The 12,831-nt window shown below is 38.5% G+C and carries 11 protein-coding genes; 3 read left to right on the top strand and 8 right to left on the bottom strand.

Features of this window, described 5'->3' with window-relative positions; translation table 11 throughout:
• Positions 1 to 54: 54 nt before the first annotated feature.
• Positions 55 to 1,059, bottom strand: coding sequence for a 4-hydroxybenzoate octaprenyltransferase (gene ubiA / locus ME1_RS05870; RefSeq protein ID WP_004864531.1), 1,005 nt, complete (start codon positions 1,057 to 1,059; stop codon positions 55 to 57).
• A gap of 91 nt (positions 1,060 to 1,150) precedes the next feature.
• Here ubiA and purD point away from each other — a divergent pair, with 91 nt between their 5' ends.
• On the top strand, positions 1,151 to 2,425 hold the full coding sequence (gene purD / locus ME1_RS05865) for a phosphoribosylamine--glycine ligase (protein ID WP_004864529.1): 1,275 nt from the start codon (positions 1,151 to 1,153) through the stop codon (positions 2,423 to 2,425).
• A 261-nt stretch (positions 2,426 to 2,686) separates the two neighbouring features.
• Here purD and ME1_RS05860 read toward each other — a convergent pair whose 3' ends face one another.
• From ME1_RS05860 to ME1_RS05830, 7 genes are all read right to left on the bottom strand, one after another.
• Positions 2,687 to 3,214: a DUF6101 family protein gene (locus tag ME1_RS05860; protein WP_004864527.1), complete on the bottom strand. Its 528-nt coding sequence runs from the start codon at positions 3,212 to 3,214 to the stop codon at positions 2,687 to 2,689.
• Positions 3,215 to 3,364: 150 nt separating this feature from the next.
• Complete coding sequence (locus tag ME1_RS05855; protein WP_004864525.1) at positions 3,365 to 4,774, bottom strand: FAD-binding oxidoreductase; 1,410 nt, start codon at positions 4,772 to 4,774, stop codon at positions 3,365 to 3,367.
• 2 nt (positions 4,775 to 4,776) lie between these two features.
• Positions 4,777 to 5,739, bottom strand: coding sequence for an L-threonylcarbamoyladenylate synthase (locus tag ME1_RS05850; RefSeq protein ID WP_004864523.1), 963 nt, complete (start codon positions 5,737 to 5,739; stop codon positions 4,777 to 4,779).
• Positions 5,736 to 6,377: a ribonuclease HII gene (locus tag ME1_RS05845; RefSeq protein ID WP_004864521.1), complete on the bottom strand. Its 642-nt coding sequence runs from the start codon at positions 6,375 to 6,377 to the stop codon at positions 5,736 to 5,738. The genes ME1_RS05850 and ME1_RS05845 overlap by 4 nt, the downstream gene beginning before the upstream one ends.
• A gap of 293 nt (positions 6,378 to 6,670) precedes the next feature.
• Complete coding sequence (locus tag ME1_RS05840; protein WP_004864520.1) at positions 6,671 to 7,579, bottom strand: 4-(cytidine 5'-diphospho)-2-C-methyl-D-erythritol kinase; 909 nt, start codon at positions 7,577 to 7,579, stop codon at positions 6,671 to 6,673.
• 256 nt (positions 7,580 to 7,835) lie between these two features.
• Positions 7,836 to 8,687, bottom strand: a complete 852-nt coding sequence (locus tag ME1_RS05835) for a S49 family peptidase (RefSeq protein WP_004864516.1) — start codon at positions 8,685 to 8,687, stop codon at positions 7,836 to 7,838.
• Between the two features lie 193 nt (positions 8,688 to 8,880).
• A complete protein-coding gene (locus tag ME1_RS05830; protein WP_004864513.1) occupies positions 8,881 to 9,672 on the bottom strand; it encodes a tRNA1(Val) (adenine(37)-N6)-methyltransferase in 792 nt (263 codons plus the stop codon).
• 223 nt (positions 9,673 to 9,895) lie between these two features.
• On the opposite strand from ME1_RS05830, the gene ME1_RS05825 reads away from it, so the two are divergent.
• A complete protein-coding gene (locus ME1_RS05825) occupies positions 9,896 to 10,945 on the top strand; it encodes a polyprenyl synthetase family protein (RefSeq protein WP_004864511.1) in 1,050 nt (349 codons plus the stop codon).
• A 94-nt stretch (positions 10,946 to 11,039) separates the two neighbouring features.
• The gene (locus ME1_RS05820; protein WP_004864508.1) at positions 11,040 to 12,734 is read left to right on the top strand and encodes a tetratricopeptide repeat protein; all 1,695 of its coding nucleotides are present in this window, start codon (positions 11,040 to 11,042) and stop codon (positions 12,732 to 12,734) included.
• Positions 12,735 to 12,831: the final 97 nt, after the last annotated feature.

The following is a 12,831-nucleotide window of genomic DNA, read 5'->3' as shown; positions in this document are numbered from 1 at the left end:
AGAATTTGGATTCAAGCAAGAGTGATTAAAATGAGGATATCCTCACTCCTATTGTTAAATAACAGGATGAAATATCATCCATATACCACCGCATATTAAACCAACAAAAACCGCAAAACCAATAAATGAATTAGACTTAAAAAGCTTTAAGCATTGTGAATTGTCATCTATATCAAGGGTTTTAATTTGAATAAACATGTGAATACTTGCAATAATAACACCCAAAAAGCTGAGAAGAGGAACCTGTGCCAAATAAAATGCTAGGCTGATGAAAATCACAAAACCACTATACAAAAATACCAGAGCACGTTTCGTGCCTTTACCAAAAAGAAGTGCCGTGGAACCTACACCAACAGTAGCGTCATCCTCCTTATCTTGATGCGCGTAAATTGTATCATACCCTATCGTCCATAAGATAGATCCTACATAAAGTGAAATTGGTGCCCAACTCAAACTCCCACACACAACTGCCCACCCCATTAATGCTCCCCAATTAAATGCAACACCTAGAAAAAACTGCGGCCAATATGTTATACGTTTCATAAAAGGATATACCGCAACTGCTATCAGTGATGAGATCCCTAGAAAAAAACTGTATCTATTAAATTGCGATAAAACACCTAAACCAACCAAACATTGCACCAATATAAAAACTTTTGCTTGAAACCGACTCACATGCCCTGTCGGCAATGGTCGAGAGCGTGTTCTTTCTACCTGAGAATCAATTTTATGATCTATAAGATCGTTCCAAGTACACCCTGCACCCCGCATAGCTATAGATCCTAGGAAAAAAAGAAAAAGATACCAGAACCAATGAAAGAGCATGGTTAAAAAAGGCAATTTATGCATTTCATAAGAGACAAAAGCCATTGTTGTTGACCAAAAACAAGGCCACATCAACAACTGCCAGCCAATAGGTCGATCCCAACGTGCCAATTGAGCATAAAACCATAAAGAAGATGGTAGAAAATAATAAACCCATTGTTTAGAGGATGCATCCATCACACGCCCCTGTTTCTCAGGAGATTGAATATGTGTAATATTTTTATTTTTTTTCATCAAATAGTTTTACCTTTAGTCTTGCGATACAGACATTTCATTCTTATGACAAGAAAACGTATTTAATCATCTTCTATGATAGGAGCAAACAATGAACATCCTTCTTATCGGCTCAGGTGGACGCGAACACGCTTTAGCATGGAAAATAGCAGCTTCACCACTGCTAACAAAATTATATTGTGCTCCTGGAAATCCTGCAACAATGGAACTGGGTGAAAATATTGATTTGAACATTAATGATCACTCTCTCGTTATTAACTTTTGTAAAACCCATTCTATTGACTTGGTCGTTGTTGGACCAGAAGCACCACTCGTTGCTGGTATAACAGACTCCCTTAACAACGCTCACATATGTGTATTTGGACCGACTCAAAAAGCTGCTCAGCTAGAAGGTTCAAAAGCTTTTACAAAAGACCTCTGCCATAAGAATAACATTCCTACAGCATCCTACCAATGTTTTAATGATGCTGTAAAAGCCAAAGCCTATATTCGTCAACAAGGTGTTCCTATTGTTATTAAAGACGATGCCTTAGCTGCTGGGAAAGGTGTTGTTGTTGCAACAACTATGGAAGAAGCATTTAACGCCGTTGATGCCTGCTTCAAAAATGCCTTTGGTAATGTAGAAAAAAAAATTGTTGTAGAATCTTTTCTTGAAGGTGAAGAAGCGAGCTTCTTTTGTCTTTGTGATGGTAAAACTGCTCTTCCCTTTGGATCTGCACAAGATCATAAACGTGTGGGTGATGGTGATACAGGAGCAAATACTGGTGGCATGGGAGCTTATTCACCAGCTCCTATCATGACACCGGAAATGGTTCATCGTACTCTCAAAGAAATTGTCGAACCAATTCTCTACAGCATGAATGCAATGGGATCTCCTTTTAAAGGTATCCTCTTTGTCGGATTGATGATAACGAAAAAAGGACCTGAACTCATTGAATTTAACGTACGGTTTGGTGATCCTGAATGTCAGGTTTTAATGATGCGTCTCAAAGAGGATATTCTTCCGCTTCTTCTTGCCGCAGCTCAAGGAAATCTGGAGCAAAAACCCCTTCAATGGTCTAAAAAAACTGCTTTAACTGTTGTTATGGCTGCCAAAGGTTATCCAGACTCTCCTCAAAAAGGTACGGTTATCCGCAATCTTGATCAGGTAAAGGATCTCCCTAATGTGAAAGTTTTTCAAGCTGGCACAGCATTATACAATGGAAAACTCATTGCTCATGGTGGACGCGTTTTAAATATAACGGCAACAGGAGAAACCGTTACGCAAGCTCAAAAACGTGCCTATGAAGCTGTCGATTCTATTGATTGGCCAGAAGGATTTGTCCGCCGCGATATTGGATGGAGAGCCGTTGCACGAGAAAATTAAATCCTTCGAGAAGTTTTTTATAATTTAAATTTGATCGTGATAACATGATGCGTAAATCTGCTCACTATCTTATATTTCTCGCGATTAAAAAAATATCGAACTTTCCTGTAAAAAATAAAGCGCATAAATAAGCTATTCATGCCTATTACAAAGTAGGCAAAACAAAAAGATTCTGATTATGAAAGTGTGATCTGTATCCATGCAGTTCTCTTTGCATATTTATTTAAAATTCATTTGCTTGCCCAAGCTTTAAAATCCCTGTTATTGTAAAGCAACTCGATTTCCGATCACCAGACGCAAACCCAAGGGATTGCTATAACGAAGTAAAAAACGCTTTTGTTTAGAATGCAGTGTTGTCCCCAAAAAACGACGTAAATCAGAGCGATCTTTAACAACCATAATGCGATTATCTTCATCAATCATAAGCATAGGAAGATCATAAATATCCGCCCATAATCGCCAATCCAGAAGAACATTATTTAAATCTCGAGAAACTAAAAGTGGGATGCAAAATTCTTTATCTGTATGAAATAACTCTAATGCAACGGCTCTCTCTCCTGAACGTGTTTTTACAGTACGTGCCGCAATACCTTTGAAATAATAAGAGGGTACTAAATGTGACAAGCTTGAGGGAGTATCGGTTTTAAAAAAAACACCACGCTCACTTAACGAACAAATTATTTGATTGCCCGTTTTTGAGGAGGAATATGTCGTCGTTTGTGGCAAATGGCACGGATCTAACCGAAATTCAAGCACCGCTTTTGCCTGATTAAAGCATTGATTAGCCATATATAGTGTCCCAATTTATTTTAATACTACACCCCCTTTAACAGCTTTTTCCCACTGGATTATTAAAAGATTGAATAAAAAACAACTGGTTTCTTTTTTGGTTATTAAAATCTAAACAAAAACACGCAATAAAATTCATCTCTCTTTGAATTATAATATTTTTCCAGGATTCATAATCCCTAAAGGGTCGAGAATTTTCTTAATCCCTTGCATAATATCCAAGGCAACAGGTGATTTGAAAGTGCGAAGTTCCTCACGCTTTAATTGACCAATTCCATGCTCAGCAGAAAAAGCACCCTGATAGTACACCACTAAATTATGAATATGATGATTCATTCGTGACCATAACTGCAAAAACGCTGCAGGATCAGCTCCTACAGGTTGGGTGACATTATAATGCAAATTTCCATCACCCATATGACCAAAACAAACCACCCGTGCTCCTGGAGCAATTTCTTCAACAATCCGTGCTGCTTCAGCAATAAAATCAGGAATAGCAGCAAGAGGCACCGCAATATCGTGCTTAATAGACCCTCCTGCTAACTTTTGTGCAAATGATATACTTTCACGCAATTGCCAAAAAAAATCTTGCTGCTTTAATGATTGTGCAATAACTGCATCCTCTATCACAGCATTTTTTAAAGATTCTTCTAAAATAATACTGAGCACTGATAGTGCCTCATCATCACCTTGTAATGACGAAATATTGATTAATACATACCATTCATGCTTATGCTCAAAAGGCGATCTTTCATACTTCTTATAGTCTAAAGCCATTTGTAAGCTCAGTTGTCCCATAAGCTCAAAGCCTGTTAACATCTCCCCTCCATGACATTGAGAAAGAGATAAAAACTCAAGAGCTTTAGCTGGACTACGTAACCCCACCAAAGCAACTGCTTTTCCTTTGGGCCTTGGAAAAAGCTTTAAAACTGCTGCTGTTATAATTCCTAAAGTACCTTCTGCACCAATAAAAAGATTTTTCAAATCATAACCGCTATTGTCTTTTTTGACAAAACGCAAATCATCCAAAATACGGCCATCAGGTAAAACAACTTCCAAGCCAAGACAAAGTTCACGCATATTACCATAAGCTAAAACAGCTGTCCCTCCAGCATTAGATGAAAGGTTTCCCCCTATCTGGCAAGAACCTTCTGAAGCCAAAGAAAGAGGGAAAAAACGACCTGATTCATCTGCTTTTTTCTGTAAATCCTGTAAAATAACACCAGCCTCTACCACGGCAAAATTACCCTCAAGATTTATACATCTTATCTTGTTCAATCTTTCCATGGATAAAAGAACGCCCTTCCCACTCTCATCTGGTTGTTGACCACCCACAAGACCTGTATTTCCTCCTTGAGGCACAATTGGTGTGCGCGTTTGACTGGCTAATTGCATAATTGACGATATCTCTTCACTAGAAGACGGACGTAAAAGTAATGGAGTTTTTCCATGAAAAAGTCCGCGTTCTTCAAGCAAATAGGGGGCAATCAGCGCTTGATCTGTTATAGCGTGCGCAGTGCCAACAATTTTTCTAAATCTTTCAATTAACGCCTGCTCCATCTTCATTTCTTCCTTGGAGCCGCAGCACGTATAAGACGATCATTAATCGCCTCACCTAATCCGTATGATGGAATAGGTTCTACCGCGATAGATCTCACTTTATATGAATCCAATTTCTTCATGTATTCAAATAAATGAGAGGCAGCCTCTTCCAACTGTCCACTCTCGCTTAGATTTAAAATAGAAACAGCATTTTCAATACCCATAATACGTTTGGGACCAAATGCTAAAAGCGCTTCACCACTCTCCACCTTTTGTACATTCAAACGAATTACAGCATTGGGTGCATAATGCGATTTTAACATCCCTGGTGCCTCAATCGCAGCCCGCTGATCTATCCGTTTTAGCGATTTTCCAGCAATTTTCTCAATCTCTTCAACCGAAAGTCCTCCAGGACGCAAAAGATAAATACTTTCACCACATATTTTAATAATTGTTGACTCAAGTCCTATTTTAGAAGGTCCTCCGTCAAGTATCAGAGGAACAGATCTCCCTAAAGATTCTAAAACAGCTTCAGCAGAAGTCGGGCTAAGACGTCCCGACTGATTTGCACTCGGAGCAGCGAGAGGACGACCAAAACATTGTACAACTTCTGCAAAACGACTATCTGGAAAACGAACAGCCAATGTATTCAAACCCGAAGTGGTTAAAGGATGAATATCATGATGTGCCTTTAAAGGTAAGACAAATGTCACTGGGCCTGGCCAAAATGCCTCCATCAATCTACGTGAAACAACATCAATGTCGACGTAGCGTTCTGCCATTTTGATACCACTTACATGAGCAATCAAAGGATTAAATTGAGGGCGATTCTTTGTAGAAAAAATAGAAGAGACTGCCCTCCCATTGGTTGCATCACCCGCCAATCCGTAAACAGTTTCTGTCGGCAGTGCTACTAACCTCCCTTGTTCAAGAAGTGCAACGGCCTCCTTTATCGAACTACTATTAAGAGGCAAAATTGTCATGACACATCATCCCTATAGTTTTCTTTGAGTGGTGAAAAACTATAACGATGTAATCCTACAACTGGTCCATATTTATTAAGAGCTACGCGATGTGCTAGCGTTGCATAACCTACGTGCTTCTCTAAACCATAATCCTTATAAACCTGTCCCGCACATTCCATCATCCTATCCCGTGTTACTTTAGCAATAATAGATGCTGCTGCAATTGAAACCGAACGTTGATCACCTTTAATCAAAGCAGCTGCTGGACATGGTAATTCAGAGGGAATATCACGTCCATCAATCAGTGCATAATGGATTGGAATTGCTAGCCCTATAATACAGCGACGCATCGCTTCCAAAGTTGCTTTTCTAATATTAGACTGGTCTATCGTATGGGCACAAAGACTAGCAAGTGAAACCGCTAATGCATTTCGCAAAATTTCATCGTACAGTTTTTCACGTTGTAAAATAGAAAGCTTTTTTGAATCATTCAGCCCTTCAGGAATATGATCTTTATCCAAAACAACGGCTGCTGTTACAACAGGACCAGCGAGAGGTCCACGTCCTACTTCATCAACACCCACTATATGAAAAAAACCTTGGCTTTGCAAATCCAATTCATACGAAAAATTTGGCTGAAGTGGTAAATTAAACATTCTTGATAAACACAAATATAATGGAACAGACACCTATTTTTGCGTATAGCCTCTTTTCTATAAGCTCTACAATAAAAATAGATCAGCAAACATCCTCATAAACTCTTGCACGAGCATTAGAAATAAAAAACTCAATTCCGCAGTCTTCCATATTGCTATCCGAGCCTTCTCCTAAAACATCATCTTAGCATGTAAGAATTTGATCTGGAAAACAAAAAAATATGTCATTGCTTAATCTCTCTATTACTATGTTGTGTCTTTACAAAAAAAGTCTTTTACCTTTAATTTATTTTTCAAACTTTTCCTAAAGTCACAATAGGTTTTACAAACCAACTTGGGTGCGTCGATTTGATAAAGAGAGCTGCTTTTTGAGCTGCTTTCTGATCTTCAAAAATACCAAAGCAAGTCGCTCCCGTCCCTGACATACGGGAAAAAAGAGAGCCACTCTCATCTAAAAGAGACAACACTTGCGTTAATTGAGGTGCAATTTTTAATGCAGGTGCAAAAAGATCATTACGCATTTCTTGTAAAGCCTCAACCAATGAATAAACTGTTTTAAGAGATTCTGGATTAATTTTTAAGGAAGGATAATTATGCTTCTCCAAAGCCTTAAAAACAGCTTTCGTTTCAATCTGTTGACCATGATTTACTAACACCATTGCAAGAGGGCAAGCCTCTTTTAATCGTATAATATCTTGGCCAATTCCCTGCACAAAAAGTGGCTGCTGATATTCTAATGCAAAAAGACACATTGGCACATCAGCACCAAGAATTAAGCTCATTTCTGCTAATTTTTCACAAGAACAATCAAGGTGCCACTGTTGACGTAATACGCTTAAAACACCAGCAGCATTACCAGATCCACCACCAATGCCTGAAGCAATAGGTAAGGTTTTAACAAGTTGAAAAGAAACCGGTTGAACACTTTTGGGAAATGCCTTGTGCATAAAGTCCCGTGCGCGAATAACCAAATTATCTGAATGAGAAACAAGCTTATTGGCAAATGGGCCTGTTAAAACAAAGTGATCCCTTTCACAAGGTGCATAGTCTAGACGATCCCCGCTGAGACTAAAATAAACCAAACTTTCTATTAAATGATAACCATCCGTGCGTTGCCCAACAACGTGCAAAGCTAAATTCAGCTTAATAGGCGTAAATATATAAGAATGCCTTTTGAATGAAGCTTGTACATCTGATATCATCTTACGTAATATTCACCTGTACAGGGATCTTTTATTAATGTGTCTCTTTTTCTTATATTGGGTTTAGATTCACCACGATAAGCATCTTGGAACACCCTCTGTAACCGTTTCCTAAACAAACGATAAATATAAAAAGCTGATATACATAACAAACTGAATGCAATCATCCGTATCATTTCATGATTTCTCTTTCTCATAATCGCTTTTCAAGCAAAATGATTAACTCTCTTGAGAATTATCGAAATGATACTTCTCATCACAAACCATAACGTTGCCAAAGCGCTCGCTCTTCTGCTAGCATCAAAGCACTATCAACCGCTGTATAAACCGCTTGAGCAGTAACTCCTGAAGGAACTTTAGGTCCTAAAAGGCTTTTTGGAGGTGTGATTAATCGAAGCTTTGTATCATCTCCAAATCGCTCCTTAATAACAGAACGCACATCATTCAATCCATCAATAAGCCCAAGTTCAATGCTTTTCTTTCCGCTCCAAAACATTCCTGTAAAAATATCTGGATCATTTGATAGCTTCGCAGCACGTCGCTCTTTAACCAAATCAATAAAAGTTTGGTGAACTTCGAGTTGTAGAGATTTCAAATGCTCAATATCTGCCTTCTTTTCAGGCTGAAAAGGATCTAAGGTAACCTTGTTCTTTCCTGCTGTGTAAACACGCCGTTCAACACCAATTTTTTTCAACAGCTCAGGAAAACCAAAGGAGGCTGAAACAACCCCGATAGAACCAATAATCGAAGAAGGATCAGCAAAAATCTCATCCCCTGCACAAGCAATCATATAGCCACCTGACGCTGCTATATCTTCAACAAATACAAGAACCTGTTTATTTTTTTCTTCTGCCAAATCACGAATACGCTTGAAAATAAAACGCGATTGCACAGGCGACCCTCCAGGAGAGTTGATAATAAGTGCAACAGCCGGCGCTTTTTTGCATGCAAAAGCCTTCTCCAAAAGATTCGCACACCTACCTAATGAAAGCGACCGTGCCATCGGTGATGTTGAATCCATAATTGCCCCATGAAGGCGCACCACAGGAATTTCAAGTTTACTAGAACAAAAACGACGCGGAACAAGATTTTTAATAACGTCCAACAAAACAAAATCTCCTCATGAATTAAGACAAACTAAATAAGCAAGGACAACAGAAAGGAAGAACGCCGTAACCTCCAAAAGCAATAACTCCCACCCACATTACAATTAGAAATAAAACTTCATACAAAGTTTAAAGTCTCCTAAAAAAACGAAGCTTTAGTTTGAATTTAAGCAATAAACCGGAAAACACAAGAGATCATTTAAAAAGTTCCCACAAACTTATACAGCCATTATTAATTGCATCCACCCGCGGTGAAAAAGTATGATCATCATCCTCATGTATAACCAACGCCGGCAATATAGATAAAGTCGCTCTACTACCCCGTTTTGCATAAAATAAAAGTCGAATTGCCGCTGTTTTCGCGCGTGCATGAACGGGAATTATACAAACACCACCAAAGCGCCCTTCTAAAGCGCGCAAGATATCAGGCAGTGATTGTGGACGGGCAATTAACCCTAAATATCCACTTGGCTTAACAATTGCTGCTGCACTCCGCAACCAATGATCAAACATCGCTTCAGACATAACATGTGCCTCAGATTTTTGTTTATCAGGTGTCTTGCGATCGGTAGGACTGTTAAAAGGTGGATTCATAATTGCAAAATCAAAAGAATTATCTGCTAATCCTGCTTTTAAGCGATTTTTGCCTTTCAAAGTGACATCTGCTTCTAACAAACAAATTCGTTCAGCAAGTTTTTCATTTTGTTTTAGCATAAGCGTTTTTTGCGCGTAAGATGCCATAAAAGCTGATCGCTCAACCAATGTCACATGAACCTTTAGACAACGCGAAGCAACCGCCAATCCTGCTGCACCAGCACCAGCCCCTAAATCAACAACCTTTCCCTTTAAATCATTGGGAACTAAACTGGCTAATAACATGGCATCCATACCAGAACGATGACCATATTTACGTGGTTGAACCAAATAAAATTTCCCGCGATGAAAACTGTCTATTGTTTTATCACTCTGATTCGTTATTTCATCCATTTAAAAACCTAATGTTCATCTTTATGAATTACACTTTTTCCTATCAACAGTTGTTTAAAAAGCTGTTTCAAATTTTTCCCACAACTTCATAACAATAACCTCACGCAAGCTTTTAAAATATTCCTTGCCAACATCATCAAAGACTTCTGCTCCCAAATGGCATCAAAAGCTTGAGTCAAAACAAAACCCACTTTATGCTAGCAAATAAAAATAAAATTCATATATGTCCATTGCAATACTTCTAGGAGCAAACACATTGAGTGTCGCCATAAAATCAAATCAGACAAGCAATAATCAAATATCTCTCCAATCCCTTGTCAATCTTACCCAACATGATATGGAGCGTGTAAATCAATTTATCCTCTCTATGGCAAAATCAGAGGTTGAAATGATCCCTGAAATTTCCAATCATCTGATTTCATCAGGTGGAAAGCGGTTACGCCCAATGATTACATTAGCTTCCGCTCATATGTTCGGTTATCAAAGTGATGGACATATAAAACTCGCCACAGCTGTTGAATTTATGCATACGGCAACCTTGTTACATGACGACGTGATTGATGAAAGTAATTTACGACGCGGAAAATCTACTGCACGAATGATCTGGGGAAATCAAGCAAGCGTTCTTGTTGGAGATTTTCTTTTAGGACAAGCTTTTAAAATGATGGTTGATGTTGGTTCTATAGAAGCGCTCTCTGTCCTAGCAAATGCTGCTGCAATTATTGCTGAGGGAGAAGTAATGCAACTATCTGCAGCAAAAAATCTAGAAACAAGTGTTGCAGACTACCTCAAAGTTATCAACGCAAAAACGGCAGCACTTTTTTCAGCTGCTGCTGAAGTGGGACCAATTATCGCAGGCTATAAAGAGAAAGAGCGTTCTGCATTGCGTGAATATGGAACATTGCTAGGTCTCGCCTTCCAATTGATTGATGACGCACTTGACTATGGTGGTGCTACACAACATTTTGGAAAAAACATAGGGGATGATTTTAGAGAAGGCAAAATTACAATGCCTGTTATCCTCGCATATGCACGGAGTAATTCAGTAGAAAAAGCATTTTGGAAAAAAGCTCTTGAAAACGGCAATAACGATGATGAAGCCTTCGCACATGCGCAACACTTAATAGAAAAATATGACAGCCTCGCAGATACAATAGAGCAAGCACGCATTTATGGTAAGCGTGCAACCAATGCGCTTGCTTCAATAAACAAAAGCCCTGCTCACCATGCTCTCATTGAAACTGTTGATTTTTGTATTGCACGCGTAAACTGATTATTTGCAAGAATCACAATATTTTTCAATAAAGTAATCGGATATGATCTATAACCTATACAATCGATTGATTATCTTGAAAAGGATTAACTCTATGTGCAGTGCAGCAGTATCCCGCTTTTTTCCCCTCTTTATCGCGGCTATCGTACTGATGCCATCAGCAACCTACAGCAAAATAAACTCCACAATTAATACAACCTCATTTACAGGTGCTTATCTAGCTGGAAGAATTGCGGGTTATGAAAATAAAACAGATCTTGCCATCAATTACTTTAAACAAGCACTTATTTATAAACCTGATAATATCCAAACACAAAAAGAACTCTTTGAGTCGATACTTTCCGTGGGAAACTTCAAAGAAGCTGTTCAACAAGCAAAAAAACTTAAAAAGCAAGGTATTATAACTCCCTTTGTTTCCTTAACCTTATCGATAGAAAATCTCATCAAAAAAAACTACGAAGACGCCAGACTTCTTCTACAATTAAAAGCACCTCCCGCTGCAAACAATCCAATACCTGAACTCATCGGAGCTTGGGCTACATTTGGGTCTGGGCAACACTCTCAAGCAATAGCTGATCTTGAAAAAATCCAAGGACCTGCTTGGTATGACCTTTTTATACGCTACCATCTTGCACTCATGAGTGATCTAGCAAAACACACACAGGATGCAGAAAAATATTTCACTCAAGCACTTAATAACCGACAAGCTATTCTCATAGCTCCCAATACCTACGAACGTATTATTATAGCTTATGCCTCGTTCCAATTGCGTCATAAAATGCGCAATCAAGCTCTTCAGACTCTCAAACACGGCGAACAGATGTTGCCAGGTCGTGAGATACTTAAAAACATCCGAGAAAAAGTTGAAAAAGGCGCTTCCCTAGAAATATTGATTAAAACACCCCAACAAGGAGCGGGTGAAGTATTATATAACTTTGGAACAGCCTTAAACCACAAAAACTCAGGGCAAATTGCACGTATTTTTAAACAATTATCTTTTGCCTTATTTCCTCAAAATGAGGCAACACTGTTTCAACTAGCAAATATTTCTGTAAAATTGAATGATCTTAATCAAGCCATTAAACTGTACCAAGCTTTATCACCTAGCTCCCCTTATTATAAAGGTGGACAGTTGCGGCTTGCATTCATTCTTGCAAATAATAACAAGCATAAAGAAGCCATCAAATTACTTTACTCATTAAAGAAAAAGTTTCCTCACGATCGCCATATTTTGATAACATTAGCCGCTTTTTATATGCAAGAAGATAAATTTGCTGAAGCTGTCAGAACTATGGATCGTGCTATTGCACAAATCAAAAACTTTCAACGCGACGATTGGAAACTTTTTTATCAGCGTGGTATCGCTTTAGAGCGTTTACAGCAATGGCAAAAAGCCGAAATTGATTTGCGAAAAGCGCTTGAATTCTTCCCTGATCAGCCGCAAGTCCTTAACTATTTGGGCTATTCACTTGTTGAACGTGATCAAAAACTTGAAGAATCGCTCCGTATGCTGCAAAAAGCTTCCGCATTACAATCTCAAAATAGTCATATCCTAGATTCTTTAGGATGGGCTTATTACAAGCTTAAGCAATATAATCAAGCTGTTCAAATATTGGAGAATGCCGTCAAATTGCAACCTGAAGATCCAACATTGAATGATCATTTAGGAGATGCTTATTGGCAAGTTGGACGCAAACGTGAAGCAATATTTCAGTGGAATCATGCAATTGATGGGGAAGCAAAAGACTCCCAAAAAATCCAAAAAAAACTAAAATGTGGCTTACAGTAAATAACGATTCTTGACCATAACCCTATGAGACAATAGACAAGTATAAAAGATGAAGTCCTTTTGATTGCTGTCTATTAGTTAAATATTAAAAGAGTAT

It is taken from the genome of Bartonella vinsonii subsp. arupensis OK-94-513, from assembly GCF_000278235.1.
GTDB classification, from domain to species: domain Bacteria; phylum Pseudomonadota; class Alphaproteobacteria; order Rhizobiales; family Rhizobiaceae; genus Bartonella; species Bartonella arupensis.
This window is presented reverse-complemented; position numbering and strand designations above follow the sequence as displayed.

Excerpts from the sequence above, each read along its gene's own strand:
- ubiA (WP_004864531.1), bottom strand. The coding sequence starts at position 1,059 with ATGAAAAAAAATAAAAATATTACACATATTCAATCTCCTGAGAAACAG.
- purD (WP_004864529.1), top strand. The coding sequence starts at position 1,151 with ATGAACATCCTTCTTATCGGCTCAGGTGGACGCGAACACGCTTTAGCA.
- ME1_RS05860 (WP_004864527.1), bottom strand. The coding sequence starts at position 3,214 with ATGGCTAATCAATGCTTTAATCAGGCAAAAGCGGTGCTTGAATTTCGG.
- ME1_RS05855 (WP_004864525.1), bottom strand. The coding sequence starts at position 4,774 with ATGGAGCAGGCGTTAATTGAAAGATTTAGAAAAATTGTTGGCACTGCG.
- ME1_RS05850 (WP_004864523.1), bottom strand. The coding sequence starts at position 5,739 with ATGACAATTTTGCCTCTTAATAGTAGTTCGATAAAGGAGGCCGTTGCA.
- ME1_RS05845 (WP_004864521.1), bottom strand. The coding sequence starts at position 6,377 with ATGTTTAATTTACCACTTCAGCCAAATTTTTCGTATGAATTGGATTTG.
- ME1_RS05840 (WP_004864520.1), bottom strand. The coding sequence starts at position 7,579 with ATGATATCAGATGTACAAGCTTCATTCAAAAGGCATTCTTATATATTT.
- ME1_RS05830 (WP_004864513.1), bottom strand. The coding sequence starts at position 9,672 with ATGGATGAAATAACGAATCAGAGTGATAAAACAATAGACAGTTTTCAT.
- ME1_RS05825 (WP_004864511.1), top strand. The coding sequence starts at position 9,896 with ATGTCCATTGCAATACTTCTAGGAGCAAACACATTGAGTGTCGCCATA.
- ME1_RS05820 (WP_004864508.1), top strand. The coding sequence starts at position 11,040 with ATGTGCAGTGCAGCAGTATCCCGCTTTTTTCCCCTCTTTATCGCGGCT.